Raw genomic sequence first — 18,748 nt, forward strand, 5'->3', positions numbered from 1 at the left:
GTAAATGATATGAAATTCTTTCTTTACAGAGTGGCTAAAATTTACGCATAAACTGATGAAACTTTTAACATTCCCACAAAATTATTGACTGATCCCTTATATCCGTTTAATGGATGGTAGCGAAATATGCAGAACCTATTCTTTATCAAAATAGTAATTTGATTTTCGCTAAATGAAGAAAGCCGGCGGCATACGGCATAATACCCATGGTTCATGTTTTTTTGAATAATCCATTATGCCCTTTAATAATTTGTGTGCATAAGATTCTGTAAAGTCAGTAAGTAAAATGAGTCGGATACATTGCCGTTTTTATTTAATCTAAAGTTAAAAAACAGCTGCAATTTACAAAGAAGGAATTTTATATGCAAATAGTAAGATTAATATGTAGAAAGAGACTGTATCTTTTTTTGATACAGTCCCTTTTTGAATTTAAGAGAAACTATTTTCCGCTATAAATTAAAATTATTCATAGAATATATTATTTGTTTCATCTTTACTACATATAGTTTAAATCTGGTTTTGTAACAAACAAAAGCCTTATTTAGAAGTAATAATACTTATTCTGTTCCAGTTATTGTTATCTGGATAAGGCTGTTGTTTATCGCCATTGTTTTCTACAGTGAATCTGTTTTCGGCAATACCATATTTTTCTTTCAAGATTTTGGCTACTGCTTCCGAACGCTTTTCACTTAATTTTTGATTAAATTCAGCTGTACCGGTATTTTTATCTGCAAAACTTGAGATAACAACTTTTGCATCCGGATTCTGTTTCAGATATTGTGCTGCATTATATACGTAAACCTCTTGGCTAGGATCAATTGTAGCTTTGCCGATACGGAAAGAAACCACTGAATTTAGTGAAGCACTTTTTGTAGATGGAACTTCTTTAATAATTGTCTTTGGTTCTTCAGATTTCTTTTCACAACAAGCTTTATATTCTTCAATCTGACCTCTTTGTGAATTGATCTGGTCATTTAAAGATTGTATTAATGCCGGATCGGCAGCTTCTACTGTAGCAAAACCTCTTCTTCCGAAACGATAGGTTACGCCTGCTAAAACATTCAAAGTTCCGTCATATGAACATCCGAACTTTTCTTGTCCGTTAAAGTCATCACGCAATAAGTTTCCGTTTGCTTCAAGGTTTATGCTCCATGTATTACTTAAACGGAAATCAGCTTGTAAACCAATACGTGGAGCAACACTGTTTGTAGCATGTAAATTCTCATCAGAATTTCTAAATCCATGTACATAACCTGCACCCAAGATTCCAATCAGATTAAATACTCTATTTTCTTTATAAGAAAGGAAGATGTTTGTTAGGTTGAACAATGCGTCTATGTTACCATTCAAGTATTTAACATCATAAGTACTACCGTTCAGGTAATTACTTGAAGTCCATCCACCAAGTTGAATACGAGCACCTACTTCCGGAGAAAAGAATTTTCCAACACCTAAGGCTGCGGTTGGACTAAGTTTGTCACCGAAAGAAGAGGATTTGTTGCCTTCACTATAAGTACGTTGAGCACCAAATTGACCTTGAATAAACCAGTTATCCCAAAAAACATACTGTTTTAAAGCTTTTTCCTGCCCATGAGCAGTATTTTGTGCAAACAGTCCTAGCGGAGCTATTGCAAATAATAAAATTAAAACTTTCTTTTTCATAATTTAATGATAATTTAAATATAGAGAATTATTCCTTTATTAAAACCTGATGCAAAAGTATTTCCTTAGGGCTGATTTGCGTTTATATAATGTTGCCTAATTTTTATATATTATTATTTTACTAGCTCTTTTTCAAATAAAAGATGAATATCTGTTTTTAAATATGAATTTTAAATGTTTATTTTGTGCTTAGAAATTATTTTTATCTTACCTGCTGATTTATTAATCAGGAAATAGGAAGACATATAATATAACTATACGAACTAAAAATGGCACGAATAAACATACTGTATTTTCTGTTATGCATATTAATGTTTGGTATATCTTTCCATTCTGAAGCTCAGAGTCGCAGTTGCGTTTCAAAGAATGAAAAAACGCTGACAGAAGTTCTTCAAATGATAAGCAAAAAAAAAGCAGTATATATTAATTTTAATCCGAAGGTAACTAACCGTATATATATAAAAGATGTATCATCTGATAAGAATGAAATAAAATCTCTTAATAATTTACTTGTTGACTATGATTTGGAAATAAAAAGTGCTGGCCTAAATTTTCTATATATTTCTCCGATCCAAAAGATCCTTATAAAAGGATGTTTGAAGGAAAAAGGCTTGAATAAAAGACTTTCTGATATTGTTGTAACTTTAGATGGAAAATATACCGCTCGTACAGATATGAATGGAAATTTTAGTTTTTCAATACTCAAAGGTAATCACAAACTCACAATAAGAGATAAAGCTTATTATCCTGTAACAATGAGCCTATCTAAAATAAATCCAAAAAATATCTTAATAAAACTAGATAAGAAAAAAGTCAAAGTATTGCCCCCGGTTATCTCTGATGTTCAAACAGAGAAAGAAAAAATGCAAATTCCTCTCATAAATAATGTTGTATCAGATTCTTCATTAGTTCAGAAACCTGATATACCGGATGCTTTGCCTAATTATTATAAAAGTAACTCAACATATATTCTTCCATTGCCTGCTATTTCACCTATGTATGTATTGAAAAGTAATTTAGTTATGTGGGAACAGATAAATCCCAATATTGCATTTGAATATAAACTTAGTGAAAATGTAACAGCTGAAATTTCTGTGGGATTAAAGATCGGAAATAACAAAAATAACGGTAAATCTATATCATATCTCATACAACCGGAAATTCGTTATTGGCTTTCCAACAGTTTTAATGGCTTCTTTATTGGATTTCATATGTATTATGCTCAATTTAGCAAAAATAATATGGTTTATCTATTTCAAAGAAGAGGTACTTCTAATTACGATAGAGAAGGATATTTGTACGGAATGGGTGCTTCATGTGGCTATCAATTTTCTATAAATAAGCATTGGCGTATTGAAGCTACAGCCGGGGCTGGCAATATACACCTTGCTTATGATAAAATGACTTGGAATAATTCATTTAATAACAAAAAAAGTTTAGATTATAATTATTTTGGTCTTACAAAAGCTGCAATTAATTTAGTTTATGCTTTTTGACTATCAATCAGTAAATAAGTGACTTATAAATGTTTTTAAAGTACTCGTATAAAGCTATTAACTAATTATTTTATTAAAAATATATTTTTTTTCTTTTCAGAACCAGTATAAATGAAGGTCTGTCTTGTCTAGAAATAAAAAGAAGAAGATTAATATTAAAAATGAATAATATGAATTTAGCTTTAAATGCTGCTTGTTTTTCACCGATTGATATATGCAAGCATAATTATAAAGAGATAAAAACAGGCGATAGTAGTACTATTTTATTTGTTTTATCAGGAAAAGTTTTAGTTTCATGTGTTGAATGCAACCATAAAATGCATCTTTCAGATGTTATGTTATTTTTGCCTCCGGGAACTAAATTCAAATTATTAGCAATAGAAACTTCTGTTATTGTAAAATGTGAGATGACAAAGAATTCTATTAGTCAAATTAATCAATGGTTAATTACGTTATTGGAGAATTATGCTGAATGTGAAGAGAAATGTTTAACATTACCTATTAAGTATAATTTAAAATGTTTTATCAAACTTTTTTACCAGCATTATTCTTTTTCTGGCTTTAATAATCAGGATTTTAATGAATGGAAGCATGATGGATTGTTTTTAGCTTTAAAAAATTCTTATTCTAAGAAAGAATTGGCGGCTTTTTTCTCTCCAATTCTGGGTAAGAATATTGATTTTAAAGAGTTTGTATATGCAAATTATAACTCAGTCAAAAATTTGCAGGAATTTGCAGATCTGGCAAAATGTAGTTTGAGTGTTTTTTGCAGGGAATTTAAAAAAAACTTTGGAGAGTCTGTTTATCAATGGATACTTAAACGGAAATCTCAGTATGTGTTGCAAGATATACTTTCCAGCTCTATTCCTTTTCAGGAGTTGGCTGATAAATACCAGTTTTCTTCTCAGGCACATTTTACGAAGTTCTGTAAACAGCGATACAATCTGACTCCAAATGATTTACGTAGTAGCAGTAAAACCTGTACGAGTCGTTTATTACACTAATAAATAATTATATTAATAGCATTTTATGCGAATATCTTGGGATAAATTAAAAAATAGTGATGAACAGGAATGGAAAAGTCTGTTTCGGCAACATGCTGAATTCCTTTATGCTTATGGAATGAAGTTTGCCCATAATGAAGATTTGGTAAAAGATCTTATTCAAGAACTCTTTATAACAATTTATGAGAAACGAAATTCTTTGAGCGAGCCAACTTCTATGAGAGCTTATCTTTGTATGTCGCTTAGAAACAGATTAATAAATGAATTCAAAAAAGAGGTGACAGTACCTCTGGAAGAGGGCGATTGTTCGTTTTCATTATATATTGATGATGAGAGTGCGGATGAAGAAGAAAAGCAGTATAAAAAAATACAGAATTTGCTGAATAAGTTGACTAACAGGCAGCGTGAGGTTGTTTACCTGAAGTATTTTAAAGGGCTTTCCAATGAAGAAATAGCTTTAACACTTGATATAAACAAACAATCTGTAGCCAATCTTCTATCGGAAGCTATCCGACAAATGAAAAAGGATGCTTCTTTTATATTATTTCTGTTACTTATTTTACGGAGAATTTTAGGGCTATGAAAGAAGTAGAACTTATAAATATATTAGAAAAAATCTCATCTGATGAAAGGTATACTTTGTCTTTTGAGGAAGAAATGCATCTGAAAGAAGCTTTCTCTCATATTCCATTGTTGGATGAAAAGCCAGGAGAAAATGTTCTGGATGAAATGGAAGAAAGGTTGTTTAGCAAGAGCATAATCTTCGAAAAATCAGAGAAAAGAATAATTCATTGGAGACGATACCTTTCTGTTGCTGCATTAATAGCTGTACTATTTGGATGTGGTTTATGGATAAAGAGTATGGATATGAAGTTTGTAACAGGAAACAATGAACAATTGGCTTTTGTTTTACCTGATAAATCCGAAGTGAAACTTAACGAAAACAGTTCGGTTGAATATAACAAATTCCTTTTCTACTTTAACAGGAATATTGAGATGAAGGGGGAAGCCTATTATGTTGTAACTAAAGGACGAAAGTTTACAGTTGAAACTCCAACGCATCTGATATCGGTGTTAGGAACCCGCTTTATGGTTTCTGAAACAGACAGGTTTGATGTTTTTTGCTATGAAGGTAAGGTTTTAGTGGAAAGCCTGGATAAAAGAGAAAAGAAAATTCTAACAAAGGGAAGAAGCTTCGGCTCAGATAAGGTAATGCAAGAAAATCAGCCTAACTGGGTGAGTCATAAATATGTCTTTAATAGTGCGCCTCTTGTAGATGTGCTTGAAGCTCTTGAAGAAGAATATAAAGTATCAATAGAAAATAAAAATTATTATAAGGAGTTTGTTTTTACAGGAACATTTCCAACTAATGATATAAGTTTAGCTTTAAATATAATTTTGGCTCCTTATAATATGAGTTGGGAGCAAGTGCAGTCTAATAAATATAGGATAAAAAATAATTGAATAATATAAAGGTTTGTTAAAAGTCAACCTCACGCTTGATAATTCAAAAAACTTTTTCAAGCTAGACAATTAGTCTTATTGCAAACTTTTGTAAAATTTTACAAGATATGCTTTAACGTATAGTAACGAAGATAAAATAAACTTGTTTATATTATGTGCCTTTTTAAAAAATAGGACACATTCTTATTTATTTATATCGTTGAGGATTCTGTGAAGTTAAACTATTTTGATATAAAAAAATGAGTTGTTTAAGTTGATTTTTTTTTAATGCAATCAGATCGTTTTTGTTATATTGTTGTATATGCAGAATATGGGTGTATTGTTTTAACTATCTGAATAATAATTGTATAAGCTTTAGTTTATTTTGAATTTTTAATTTGGTTGATAAGATTATGATACTTAATTATAGTTAGTTAGTGTAATAAAATAATAATGATTTTATTTGTCTATTATTGTATGTTTTATAATTTCCGGAGATAAATATAAATTAATTCTATCTTTTTTTATTTAAACAATATAAAATAAAAAAGATATTTCATTGAAATTTAAAGAATGTCCTTTATCGTATAAAAAATGTCTTTTTTTTGTAATAATGTTCTAAAAAAGCTAAGTACATTTGCACTATATTAATTCTTATTAGTAGACTTTAAAGTATTTATATAACTAAACTTAGAAGAGCGTGATAAAGTATATATGTTGAATATTTTATATTTCTACTCTTTAGAAAATAGAATTACGATTGGTGCAAACGATTTTAAAGAAAGAGATTTTACTTTTTAATAATTTTACAGCTAAACTCGAGTATGAATTTTAGTAATAAGTTAAAAAAGTCCAGTATCACTTTGCTGGTTTTTATATGCTTTTATCCAGATGTAAATAGTCAGGAGGTTGCAGTAAAAACCAACTTGGCTTATTGGGCTACCACAACTCCTAATATAGGAATGGAACTTGCTGTAAGCAAGAAAAGTACACTGGACATTGGGGGTGGGCTCAATGTTTTTGAATTCTCAGATAATGTGCGGTTTAAACACTGGCTTGTTCAACCTGAATACCGTTGGTGGTTTTGTGAAGCCTATAATGGTCATTTTCTTGGAGTACATGCACATGGTGCACAATTCAATGCAGGTGGACTAGATATCCCTATTGGTCGGCTAGATGCATTGAAAGACAAACGTTATGAAGGTTACCTCTACGGAGGTGGCGTTAGTTATGGTTATCAATGGGTGTTAAACAACCGTTGGAACTTGGAATTTAATATAGGAGGTGGGTATGCTCGTATTCATTACAATCAATATCCATGCAAAAATTGTGGTACCAAACAGAGCGAGGGTAATTATAATTACTGGGGTCTAACAAGACTCGGAATTTCATTTGTTTACTTTTTAAAATAGAATATGATGAACAGTAATGTATTAAAAACAGTATTGATAGTACTACTTCTTGGTTTAATAATACCAATCCGTTCGCAAACGCAAATTAGTAATTATAAAGTTACTTCAAAACATGTTGTGAAAAGAAGTAACAATATTTATGTTTCAATTGATTTCAATTTAGATGAAATGAACTTAAAAAAAAATGATATGGTCATTTTAACACCAGTTTTGAAATCAAATGATCTTAATGGAGAATCACTGTCTCTTCCACCTGTAGCTATAACCGGTGGGGTGCGTAACAAAATAGTTAATCGCAATGAGAAACTTGGAAATCAGGGATTGCTTCCTTTTAAAATGAAGCCGCAGACTATATTGAAAAGAAAAAATAAAACTTCTCAATCTTTAGCATACAATTCTTCTGTTTCATACAGACCATGGATGGACGATGCTTCTCTTTCAATCGAGGAATCTATGTCGGGATGTGCCAACTGTTACGACAAAACCGGGGATCAATTAATTGTGCAGAATATTCTGCCAAAGCAGACTCCAGCGTCTTATAAACTGACATATATTAAGCCGAATGTGGAACCTGTAAAAGCACGTAGTGACCGCCACACAGCAAGCTTTAACTATATTGTTGACAGGGATGAACTATTGAGAGATTATAAAAATAATAAGCCTCAATTTGACGAAGTGGACAGGATTATCGGGGAAATAAGAGACAATAAGGATCTGGAAATAACCGAATTTACCATTGTGGGATATGCTTCTCCTGAAAGTGGGTTTGAACATAATAGAATACTAGCTGAAAATAGGGCTAATTCCTTTGCCCATTATCTGATTACTAAATTTGGTATATCACGCAATAAATTTACTGTTGAAGGAAAGGGCGAAGATTGGGCTGGTTTACGTAAAGCTGTTTCGGAATCGAATCTGGATGACAAACGGAGCATTCTTTCTATTATTAATAAGGTTCAAAATCCCGATGCACGTGATGCTGAACTAATGAAACTTTCAAATGGAAAAACTTACAAAACGCTTTTAAATAGTTTTTATCCGCGACTGCGCCGCACCGAGTATGCTGTAGCTTATGTTGTACGTGCATTTAATGTGGAAGAAGCAATACTGATTATAAAGAAAAATCCAAAGCTACTCAGTTTAAATGAAATGTATCTGGTAGCTGAAAGCTACCCTTCAAACAGCAAAGAATTCCGTGAAGTTTTTGATATTGCGGTGAGGCTGTATCCAGATAGTGAAATAGCGATTATTAATTCGGCAGCGGCAGATATTGAAAATAATAATTATACTGCGGCTATTGAACGCTTAAAAAAAATAGAGAATAAACCGTCTGCTTGGAATAATCTAGGTGTGGCTTATATACTTAAAGGTGATATAGAGAAGGCTACAGAATATTTCAAGAAATCAGCAGAAAATGGTGATGCAGATGCAAAGGTAAATTGGGAAATTATACAAGAGAGTGGTAAATTGAATTAATCACAATCAAAAGAATTTTAATTGTAAAAAAAGAATAAATCAATAGCTATTTAATTTTTAAATGTAAATTAATGAAAACAAACAAATTTTTTTTGAGTGCTGCAATAGTCTTAGGTTTAGGGCTGACAGCATGTAGTAGTGATGATGATATATCATCCGGGAGAATAGAAAAGGCTAACACGAATGTGACTGTAACATTGAAGTTGTCAGCTAGTTCATTAACCAAAGCTCTACCTGATGATTATAACAAAATCGGGGAATGGGCAGGAAAAGACCTGATAAATAAGGTTGCTGTTTACATTATCGACGGATCGTCTGTTACATCAAAATCTCTTGAAGTGGGATCAGGTAAAGATTACGAGATTACAACAAGCGGAAATGATATTACTTTAGTTCCTAAAACATCAAATGCAGCAATCAAGACTACTGCCGGAGATAAAAAAGTATATGTTCTTGTAAATGGAACTACTGAAGTTGTGGCTGATTTGGCTAAAACACCAGTAGCTGAATTTGAGAATGCGTATACTCAAGCAGCATTGTATCTGTCTAACTCAGGAGCAGGCACATTTACCAATACTTCTGCTGATAAACTTGCTGTGAAGAATGGAGTAACAAGCGAAACAATCGTAATGACAAATGTTGAGCCTAAAACAATAACTGTAGCAGCTAATGTTACAGAAGCTCAAACACTGGCTGCTACTCCTCAAAATCGTGTAAGGTTGCAAGTCGAAAGAGCTGTAGCACGTGTAATGGTTACAACAGAAAAAGATACCTATACAGTTCCTTCCACAATAAGTGGAGTTTCTGCATTAGGTACTATATCCGATATTAACTGGGTATTAGCACAAGGTGAAAGCTCGTTATTTATTCAACGTAAAGCAGATTGGTCTACTCCTAATTACGGATGGGTACCAACAACAGATGCTGCTTATTGGGGAACTGAGATAACTGGATCTACTTCTAAATACGATTACTCTGGTTTGTTTGAAAACTATAACACAGCTACACAGTTCGGAGGAACTCCTGTTGCTACAATGGCCGACTATGCTACTGGTACAGTAGGTAAAGTAACAGATGAGTTGAATACAAAACTATCGGGTAAATTCATATTGCCGAATACGCATGCTTCTGGCACTGGTGCTGCCTCTAGCTACAAAAAAGGAAATACAGCTTATGTGCTTATCCGTGCAAAATTCACACCGTCTGCAGCTGCTTTTGCTGATGGAGCAACATATACTGCAGGAAATGATTTTTATGTAGGTGCTAACGGTAAGTTCTACACTTCAGCGGAAAATGCTGTAGATGCAACTAAAGGTGGTGTAGTTGGACAATCCGTTGCTAAATATGTAAATGGTAAGGTGTTGTATTATGCATGGGTAAATCCTGATAATGTACCTACATGGTATAATTCTCCGGTATTGAGAAACAATATTTATCATATTCACATTACAGGATTTAAGAACCTTGGAACAAACTGGAATAGATTATTCCCAGAAGATCCTGCTCATCCAAAAGGACCAGAAGATTCTGCTCATCCTGGTACTAAATTACCATTGAATCCAGATCCAAAACCAATTGTGCCTGGATTTACTGAACCGGTAAATCCAATTGACCCTTCTGATCCGTTGACTACTCCTGAAACATGGATGAGTGTGGATGTGAAAGTTCTTCCATGGACGCTTCATTCTTACGCGGTAGATCTAGGAATTTAATTCTTAATATATATAAAGTAGTACAGCCGGAGGAAGATAAAAATTCCTCTGGTTATTCAATTAAATAGCAATTAATAAAAATAGTAACCGATGAAGTATTTGCGAATCAGGATTATAACGGTATTGTGTGTGATAGGGACTCTTTTGTGGAGTTGTGATTCCCTTATATACAGTGACCTGAAAAATTGCCCACAAGGTGTATATGTAAAATTCTATTCCAAAACTCCATGTGCTGACGATTCCTTATTTATCGGAAGTACTCCATCACTATCAGTGTTTGCGTTTAATCAGGAAGGTAAACTTGAAACTTCAGTAAATCAGCAGAACGTAAATTTAAGCAGAGATTATGAAGTACTAGTTCCGGTATCCAACGGAAATTATTCGTTCATTGCGTGGGCTGGGATTAACGATAAATTTATAAAAAAAACATTAACTCCGGGGGTAACTACCAAACAGGATTTGATGATGGTTATTAATTCAAATAACAATATAGCAGCTAAGCTGGATTCTACAGATAAAATATGGAATGGAGAGAGCCCTATAGTTTATCTTCCAGATCCAAAAGAATATGGCTCGCTGTATGAACACACTGCTGTGAATTTAAAAGAGTTGACTAATAGGGTCAAAATTATTGTAGAATTTGATAAGACAACTATGAAGGAATATGATCCTTCAAAACTAAATGTGGCAGTTTATTCGGCAAATGGTTCGGTAAGGATAGATGGAACTATGCCATTGAATAATTCTGTATTGACTTATCCTGCGCTCGAAACAAAATTAGAAGATAATATTGGTAGCTGGTACTATTCAATGCCTGCATTGAAAACTGGTTACAGTAATATATTAAAAATTACATATACAGGAAAGGATAAGGAAGAAACCGTATTTAATGGGGACTTGATTGCCAGTATTCTTTTAAGGGCTATTGATAAAGGTGTTAATATGGATTGTGAAAATGACTTTACGGTCAGATTTCTTATCAAGGATTATTGTGCTGAGTGTTGGACTCATTTCAGTTGTGCAGTCTATGTAAACAACTGGCTTGTACATAGTTACAGTTCTGATTTTGAAATTTAAGCTTACGGGCTTGGATAACCCCAGATGATTATGAAATTAAAAATACTATATATCCTATTACTTTGTATACCAGTCACTTTTTTGGCTTGTGACTCCTTGATCTATGATGATAATGGAGAAAAAAATGAATTAACAAAAGAGCCGGTTGTGTACTTGTTAATCACTAAGACACAACCTGCAGGGACGGAATCACTAAATGAAGATGCTACGGATTATGAAGATCGCGTACATGATTTGGCTATGTTAGTATTTGATTCGTCGACAGGAGAAAAAGTTGGCGAATACTTTGATGAAAATATTTCCTTCACTGAAAAGGAAAACGCTTTTACAATTAAAATGACGCCAGGGCAGCGCGATTTTTATTTTGTAGCTAATATGCCGATGGCAGATCTAAAAGCCATTACTACCAAGTCTGCTATGGATGTTTATATGAATACTTTTAGAGATCTTGATACAGATTTATATCTGGCAGCCTCTGAATCCAAGGGATTTCCTATGTCCAGAATATACCTAAACCAAAATATTACAGAGGGAGGAAATATCTACTCTCCTAAACAATTTTACCCAGATGGTGAAACTGGAGTAAAACTCATAAGGGCGGTAGCTAAGCTTGAGGTAACAATAAATGGAAATTCTCTAAAATCAGGAATTAAAAATGTCTATTATAAAAATGCCTATCGTAAGTTTGCACTTACTTCTGGAATTGTACCCCCAAGTGTGAGCTACTATGATGATAAACCACTAAAAAAAGTAGGGTATTCCTATATCTATTATATGCCGGAAGCAATGATGACTGCACCAAGCTGGTTGGCTTCTGTTGATCACAAGCCTATTAATTATTTTTTAATTGAGACACTGGAAGGTACATTCTATGAAATACCGATAGTTACAGATGATCGGACAATAACAGATGCAGATTATTTAAATTTCGCAACTGGGAAAAAAAATAACGATTTACCGAATTATAATATTTTGCGAAACAGGCATTATTATTACGTCGTTAAAAATTTGCAGACAATTGAAATTAATTATACTATTAATCCATGGGCAGTGGATAAAAATGAGATTTTTATGGGTTATGGATATAATGTAAGTGTTGGAGATGATGGTAAAGTAAGGGTGAGCAATACGGTAAACGTCTGTGCTCCACATTCTGTCAAATTAAAGACAGTTTTGCCATTTACATTCACGGATGGTACTACGGAAAAAGAGTTTAGTGATCTTGCAGTAGATGCTTTTGTTGAGTATACACTGAATACTATTCCCCAAACGGGAGCAGGAGAATATCTTAAAGTATATTATAACGACAGTGGCTCTGATTTGCCAGTGAAAACATTCAGCAAATAAGTGAAAAAGATGAAAAAGAATTTGTTTATAATATGGCTTTTAAGTCAGATTTTGATTGCTTGTTCAGGTAATGAAAATTCAGCTGATAATAATTATGTAAATAATAACAAAATAGAGCTCTCTTTCCAAATAGACAATTTGGTTAAGGGATCTGTGAAATCGGTTTCTGACGATGGATCAACAGCCGAACGAACTATTGATAACCTTTATGTATTTCTTTTTCCTACAACGAGTTCGCAAACAATAAAGAAGTACTATATATCGTCACCATCTTTCACGGGCGGATCGTGGAGTAGTTCAGATAACAAAATTTTATTAAATATTACACAAACAGAAGTTGGCAGCAGGGATGTATATATTGTGGCTAACTGCACTTCAGAAATGAAAACATCTCTTGACGGAGTTACCACTATTGCTAATTTGCAATCAGTCTTGCAAACAAGTAGTACTCCGTGGTCTGCAACGCTCACAGCACCGATATTGATGTCTGGCAGTAAAACTCATGACTTTAATTCAGATTATCAGCTAAATAGCATATCATTGGTACGGGCTATAGCCAAGGTGCAAATCAATGCAACCCTGTCTGCATCGCATCAGGCAACACCTCTGTCGGCAGAGAATGTTGCTCAATATAAGTACAAGTTTATTGATTTTGACAAGAATACTTACCTCTTGCAGCAAACGTCCAAAATAGATAATTTGGTTAGTTCTGCATCATGGAACAATTGGGAGGCTGCGGGTACGGTTTCGGGGTATACAACCAATAGTGAAGGAAAAGTTATTAGTCTTTCCCTTACCACTTATTTGAACGAAAGGGATAATAGCGGTACACTAATTGAGTTTAGTTTACCTTATAGTGGTGGATTTCTGCCGCCGCCTGAGTTCGGGGACGAAATATACAAACTTCAACTGCCGGCTAGGATAGAGCGCAACCATTGGTATGTGATTGATGTGGAAATATAAAAATAATTTCAGGGCAATGACTTAAATCTTGATATAACAAGTTTTATTCAGGTATGTTTCAATTATAAAAAATATCAATAACATGAATTATATAAGCAATCGCATTTTATACTTTATTCTTCCTCTTGTAAGCCTTTTGCCATTAACTAGAGTGCATGCTGACGGATCTAAGGATCTTTATCCAAATGGGGTAAATGGTTTTAGGGCATATCTTCTTTCTAATAATAATACCGTTCCTAAAGCAATACCCTTTGCTAGCCGCGGTGCACATTATGTCTATGCAAAGGTAGGAGAAACTATCACCCTTGCATCTAGTGAATGGAGTGGCAGTGCTGCCATTAAGTTGTTTGACCCGGATAATAATGATATTACACCCACTAGAGGAACTGTCGGACGTATAGTGGATCGGAATCAAGAATTAGCCGGACCTAAATTAACAACAACCGACGCTACTACAAATAGGTATACTCCCGTTTATTATTCGGTACTGAAAGAAGGTATTTACAAAGTAGAGTTTTGGCCTAGTACCGATGTTCATACATCATTCGTAAATGCAGATAGACTTGGTCCTGCAAATGGAAAGTGGACCGATTGGAGTGGTAAAAATGCATCGAGTAGCTATATTGCAGCTTGGGATATATCCGTTATCAATAATAACAAAACAGCATTTATCGCGGGACGTGTATATGCGAATATATTAAATATGGGCATTCTTGCAAGTTCAAATACTAGTGGTGGGTATTATGGAAAAATGTATGTATTAACAAAGGATGGATATACTTATCTGGTAGACAATAATGGAAACAATGGCATCGTATTCTCATTTTTCGTAAACAATAATGGATTCGTAAAAGGAAACAATGGAGTCACTGCTGGGCCAGTCGATTATACGCCTATTTACAAAAGTTTAAATACGATTGATGCAGCTGTAACAAATAAGCAGATATGGAATCCTAATGATGCTGAAAACAACCAAAACATAACTCATAAGATGTTTTACAGACTGCCGAGTGAAGATTTACCAAAGGATGTTTTAGTAAAAGGAGATGTTCCTGGTGGAGAAACTTGGTTAAAAAATAGTATTGTTGTTCCAAGTGTTGAAAATCCTAATATTATAGGTTCAGATGGTACAGTTGGACAGATTAGTAGAAAAGGAGGATACGTTCAGTTCAATACTAAATCTCAAGGTTCTTATATTGTAGAAATATCGAGTTCTGAAACACCTGCGACCTTCCCAACCAGATTTCTGAAAGGAATAGCTGTTACAGGTATAAATCGAGTATTATGGGACGGAAAGGATGGGGCGGGAAATCCCCTACCCATAGGCCTTTTTCCTGCGAAAGTCACCGTCGAGCTGCAAGGAGCAGAGGTACATTTTCCTTACTTCGATATGGAGAACAATATTAATGGAATTAAACTACAATTATTAGACAATGAAAAATTACCGGGTCAAATAGTAGTCAAATCGGATATTGTCTATTGGAATGATGCAGATCTGACTAGTACAGGGATTGGTTCTGACTCTAATCCTAAAAACAATAGTCATTTACCTCCATCTTTAGGAGGAAAAAGTAGTACAGGTCAAAGAAGTGATGGAGATGGAGCCAATGGACATAAATGGGGCGGTAATGATATCACTGGTACATTTGGAGATCTGAGGTCTATGGATACATGGACATTTATTAAGGGAGAGAAGAAAACTGTTGACGGTACATTTACTACAAATGTAGCTGATCTTAAAGTAACATCAGTAACAACGGATAAAGAGAATAACCTACATATAAAGGATGTTGTAACTTATACTGTTAAAGTGAAAAACGGCGAGCTGGGAGATAATGGATCCGATGTTACAAATGCCCCATTCACTTTTACCTTACCTCCGGGCTTCGAAGAAGCTGCTACTCCTGTGTTCTCTGGAAATAGTTGTGGAACTCAGTCGGTTGCAATATATTATGATGCGACAACGCATAAATATTCGTCTTCACTCAATTTACCTAACGGATGCGAAGTTACATACGTTTTTAAAGCAAGCATTACTGCGGCATCGACACCAAATGATACCGAAGCGGTTGCAACTATTCTGCGTCCAAATGATGTTACAGATCCTGATGCGACCAATACCAGCAATCCTGATAAAATCTTAGTTCCTGATCCTAGTAAACCTTTTGATTATGAAGCGAACTTCGGAGACTACTACTTTCCTCCGACAAATCCGTTCTTTGAACGTAAATATAACGGATTGAACGGAGTATGTAATAATATAAATACTAAAGTAGTTTCTCTGATTCGCCAGAGTGATTTGGCAATCGATAAATCTGTAGACGATTCCAGTCCTGAAGTTGGGAACGAAGTTACCTTTAACTTAAAAATAACGAACCATGGTCCTCATGATGCAGCGAATATTATCATCACTGATGTTGTTCCTGATGGATATACTATAAAAACAATAAATAATGGAGGTACACTAGTAAATAATACAATTACTTGGATAATTAATAGTCTAACTAAGGAAACTGATGTTTCGGTAAGTTTTACAGCAATAGTTTTAAATGAAGGGAATTATCTAAATACATCAACTGTAACAGGTGATGGTGAAGATTCTGATTTGACTAACAATACGGATACAGAAATAGTAAGTCCTTGTAAAGAGGAAAACATATTTACAGAAGATTTTGGAATAAGTTCGTCTCCAAACAGCTCTAATAATTTCGGAAGATCCACCTCTATCTACATGCCATCGAGTAGTTTTAAGTTTGGAACATCTTATCCTAATTCAACAGATTATAATGAATACGCAATCGATAACAACCATTATGCAGTAGTAGCTCCCGGATATATAAAACTAGGGCATAAACAGTACGATTATTATTTCTGGACACCTTCTTTTAATGAGTCAAATACGGTACAGGATCGTTCCGGAACAGAAAATGGAGCTGTTATGGTAGTGAATGCAGGGCAAACCTTAAATTCGTTCTATCAAAGACAGGAACTTTTGCAGGTTGGAGCCTCGTATAGGGCATCATTTTGGCTATATTTGGTTAATGGACCCTCGCAGGTAGCTATTGATGTAAAACATCCTAAAACCGGAGAAGTCTTGGCAACTATAACTTCTCCAATATTATGGGATTGGGATAGTAAAGTAAAGAACAAATGGACATATTTTGATCTCTATTTTTCAGTTCCAGTCCCTGATGATGAAAAAAATTGTACAGTAGATAACGTCGTTCTATCTTTTCGTAATAATTACGCAGAGAATCAAGGTAATGACTATTACATAGATGATATACGTTTAGATAGAGTATGTTCTGTTCCGGCAGGAACACCTATACTAAACTGTCCAGACCCAAATTACAAGAAAAATTACTGGTACGGAACAGTAAGTAATGATTGGGCCAATACAGATAACTGGACAGCCTCATTCGTTCCTACCCTTGGTGAAGACATAGAGTTTGCTACAGAAGTTAATAATGGAACTTTAGGTAACGGCAATGGTAAAGGAGCTGCAGTTCGAGATTTGTATCTCGATACAGACCGTACTATTGGCAGCCTTATAAACAATTCTGATGTGAACATGGTGGTTACAACTGGGAACCAATTAACTATTAATGGTAACATACAAGATAGCAATCCGGATAGCGGCACTATAGTTGTAAAATCAGCTATGGATAAAGCTACAGGTACCTTATTGTTCGCAGATCCGTCTGCCAATACTTCTGTAAATGCCACTGTGGAATTCTATAATAAAGCTTATGAATGTGATAACTGTGGATTTTATCGGAAACAATGGCAATATTTTGGCATTCCGGTTCAGAGTTCAGGTTTCCCATATCAGACTCCTTCTATTGAAACTGTAAATCAATGGATAGAACCTTATAATGGAGATAAATGGCGTCCGGCACCGTATGCTCCCGATGAGATGCTTAAGGCATTCAAGGGATATGAAATTACAAACAGTTCAAATGCATTGCCAACAAATATTTATAGCTTCCCAGGGGTGCTGAATGTTGGAAATGCTAGTGTTCCCGTTACTAAAACTCTTAATATAAATTATTCGGGAATGAACCTGGTTGCTAATTCGTTTGCAGCTGCAATACCAATAACTTCCGAGGCTATAGGTCTTGGCAGTGTAGAGTTGGAGTCTAATACAGCCTATTTGTTTAATATGGGTAGTCGGGATCAATGGCGTAAGCTTAATGGTGGAGGTATTACCGGAGTTGCAGCAGGGCAATATCAGGCTGTTCCGTTCAACCTGTCTGGACAAGCAGGTATACCTGACAGGATTTTATCAATGCATACGTTTATGCTGGATGTGAAAACACCAGGTAATATTACATTGCAGTATGATAAATTGACGAAAAATGAATTAAATCAATCGACAACAGTTGCCTGGAAATCAGTGACGCCTGAAAGTAGCGTAACTGAGTTACCTCATATTGTGATGGATGTTATAGGAAATGAATCAGCCGACCGTGTATGGCTCTTTGAACATGCCGGTGCTACCATCGGATTTGACAATGGTTGGGACGGTTACAAAATTAAAGAAGGAGATCTTATTCAGACATATGTTTCGGGAAGTGATCAATCTGACTATCAGATAGCTACTCTGTCTGATATAAATGGAGCAATCATTGGTGTTAAATCAGAGCCTGATGAAAATTTTGAAATTAATCTATCGGTAACATCTGATTTGGAAAGACGTAACCTGTATTTGCATGATTTGGTTACAGGAAATAACTATCCAATTATCAATAATGCCGAATATGTAATTGCCGGAACTAACACTTCTAATACTAATAGGTTCAAAGTTGTGGCATCATCATCCGGTTTAATCTTAGAAGATACGGAGTCTTCTTTGATAAATGTCGATGTAAGGGATAATACTATTTTTGTGGAAAATCAGACTAAAGAAGATTGTGTGGCTAATATCTATGATATAACAGGAAGACTGGTAATAAATAAACAAGTTCCCAAGAATCAGATAGTTAAATTCACAGAGCTTTCTCAAGGTAGAGCCGCAATTTATATTGTGAGGGTTATCTCAGGAAATAAATCGATCAATAAAACAGATAGAGTTCTATTGAAATAGAAAATCAAAATTGAACCGATTGGATGTCTGTAATTGTGTCGTTTTTTAAATTTTTAAAGAGGGTGTCCCA

General features: G+C 34.3%; 12 protein-coding genes and 1 pseudogene. 11 read left to right on the plus strand and 2 right to left on the minus strand.

Annotation, left to right across the window (positions count from 1 at the left end; all coding sequences use genetic code 11):
* Window positions 1–177: 177 nt before the first annotated feature.
* Window positions 178–297 (minus strand): annotated as a pseudogene (locus BUC21_RS16550) (transcriptional regulator); the annotation flags it as partial.
* Between the two features lie 240 nt (window positions 298–537).
* A complete protein-coding gene (locus tag BUC21_RS01840; protein ID WP_073398829.1) occupies window positions 538–1,662 on the minus strand; it encodes an OmpA family protein in 1,125 nt (374 codons plus the stop codon).
* Between the two features lie 311 nt (window positions 1,663–1,973).
* Here BUC21_RS01840 and BUC21_RS01845 point away from each other — a divergent pair, with 311 nt between their 5' ends.
* From BUC21_RS01845 to BUC21_RS01895, 11 genes are all read left to right on the plus strand, one after another.
* Entirely contained in the window at window positions 1,974–3,158 is a 1,185-nt protein-coding gene (locus BUC21_RS01845; protein WP_073398830.1) for a DUF3575 domain-containing protein, read from the plus strand.
* Window positions 3,159–3,328: 170 nt separating this feature from the next.
* Complete coding sequence (locus BUC21_RS01850; RefSeq protein ID WP_175550460.1) at window positions 3,329–4,162, plus strand: helix-turn-helix transcriptional regulator; 834 nt, start codon at window positions 3,329–3,331, stop codon at window positions 4,160–4,162.
* A gap of 25 nt (window positions 4,163–4,187) precedes the next feature.
* Window positions 4,188–4,745, plus strand: a complete 558-nt coding sequence (locus BUC21_RS01855) for an RNA polymerase sigma factor (protein ID WP_073398832.1) — start codon at window positions 4,188–4,190, stop codon at window positions 4,743–4,745.
* Window positions 4,742–5,626, plus strand: a complete 885-nt coding sequence (locus BUC21_RS01860; protein ID WP_073398833.1) for a FecR family protein — start codon at window positions 4,742–4,744, stop codon at window positions 5,624–5,626. Before BUC21_RS01855 ends, BUC21_RS01860 begins: the two co-directional genes overlap by 4 nt.
* Window positions 5,627–6,429: 803 nt before the next feature.
* A complete protein-coding gene (locus BUC21_RS01865; RefSeq protein ID WP_073398834.1) occupies window positions 6,430–7,017 on the plus strand; it encodes a DUF3575 domain-containing protein in 588 nt (195 codons plus the stop codon).
* Between the two features lie 6 nt (window positions 7,018–7,023).
* Window positions 7,024–8,493, plus strand: a complete 1,470-nt coding sequence (locus BUC21_RS01870; RefSeq protein ID WP_245797052.1) for a DUF3868 domain-containing protein — start codon at window positions 7,024–7,026, stop codon at window positions 8,491–8,493.
* A gap of 71 nt (window positions 8,494–8,564) precedes the next feature.
* Window positions 8,565–10,205 (plus strand): Mfa1 family fimbria major subunit, encoded by a 1,641-nt coding sequence (locus tag BUC21_RS01875; RefSeq protein WP_073398836.1) that lies wholly within the window; start codon window positions 8,565–8,567, stop codon window positions 10,203–10,205.
* A 90-nt stretch (window positions 10,206–10,295) separates the two neighbouring features.
* The gene (locus tag BUC21_RS01880; protein ID WP_073398837.1) at window positions 10,296–11,282 is read left to right on the plus strand and encodes a FimB/Mfa2 family fimbrial subunit; all 987 of its coding nucleotides are present in this window, start codon (window positions 10,296–10,298) and stop codon (window positions 11,280–11,282) included.
* A gap of 30 nt (window positions 11,283–11,312) precedes the next feature.
* Window positions 11,313–12,629 (plus strand): fimbrial protein, encoded by a 1,317-nt coding sequence (locus tag BUC21_RS01885; protein WP_175550461.1) that lies wholly within the window; start codon window positions 11,313–11,315, stop codon window positions 12,627–12,629.
* 9 nt (window positions 12,630–12,638) lie between these two features.
* Window positions 12,639–13,592 carry a fimbrial protein gene (locus BUC21_RS01890; RefSeq protein ID WP_073398838.1) on the plus strand — a complete coding sequence of 318 codons (954 nt, stop codon included), beginning with the start codon at window positions 12,639–12,641 and terminating at the stop codon, window positions 13,590–13,592.
* Between the two features lie 82 nt (window positions 13,593–13,674).
* Window positions 13,675–18,678, plus strand: a complete 5,004-nt coding sequence (locus tag BUC21_RS01895; RefSeq protein WP_073398839.1) for a T9SS type A sorting domain-containing protein — start codon at window positions 13,675–13,677, stop codon at window positions 18,676–18,678.
* Window positions 18,679–18,748: the final 70 nt, after the last annotated feature.

It is taken from the genome of Bacteroides luti (assembly GCF_900128905.1).
Classification (GTDB): domain Bacteria; phylum Bacteroidota; class Bacteroidia; order Bacteroidales; family Bacteroidaceae; genus Bacteroides; species Bacteroides luti.

What these genes read in the sequence shown, in the direction of transcription:
- BUC21_RS01890 (WP_073398838.1), top strand. Translation starts at nt 12,639, where the DNA reads ATGAAAAAGAATTTGTTTATAATATGGCTTTTAAGTCAGATTTTGATT.
- BUC21_RS01870 (WP_245797052.1), top strand. Translation starts at nt 7,024, where the DNA reads ATGAACAGTAATGTATTAAAAACAGTATTGATAGTACTACTTCTTGGT.
- BUC21_RS01850 (WP_175550460.1), top strand. Translation starts at nt 3,329, where the DNA reads ATGAATTTAGCTTTAAATGCTGCTTGTTTTTCACCGATTGATATATGC.
- BUC21_RS01840 (WP_073398829.1), bottom strand. Translation starts at nt 1,662, where the DNA reads ATGAAAAAGAAAGTTTTAATTTTATTATTTGCAATAGCTCCGCTAGGA.
- BUC21_RS01875 (WP_073398836.1), top strand. Translation starts at nt 8,565, where the DNA reads ATGAAAACAAACAAATTTTTTTTGAGTGCTGCAATAGTCTTAGGTTTA.
- BUC21_RS01880 (WP_073398837.1), top strand. Translation starts at nt 10,296, where the DNA reads ATGAAGTATTTGCGAATCAGGATTATAACGGTATTGTGTGTGATAGGG.
- BUC21_RS01855 (WP_073398832.1), top strand. Translation starts at nt 4,188, where the DNA reads ATGCGAATATCTTGGGATAAATTAAAAAATAGTGATGAACAGGAATGG.
- BUC21_RS01845 (WP_073398830.1), top strand. Translation starts at nt 1,974, where the DNA reads ATGTTTGGTATATCTTTCCATTCTGAAGCTCAGAGTCGCAGTTGCGTT.
- BUC21_RS01865 (WP_073398834.1), top strand. Translation starts at nt 6,430, where the DNA reads ATGAATTTTAGTAATAAGTTAAAAAAGTCCAGTATCACTTTGCTGGTT.
- BUC21_RS01895 (WP_073398839.1), top strand. Translation starts at nt 13,675, where the DNA reads ATGAATTATATAAGCAATCGCATTTTATACTTTATTCTTCCTCTTGTA.
- BUC21_RS01885 (WP_175550461.1), top strand. Translation starts at nt 11,313, where the DNA reads ATGAAATTAAAAATACTATATATCCTATTACTTTGTATACCAGTCACT.
- BUC21_RS01860 (WP_073398833.1), top strand. Translation starts at nt 4,742, where the DNA reads ATGAAAGAAGTAGAACTTATAAATATATTAGAAAAAATCTCATCTGAT.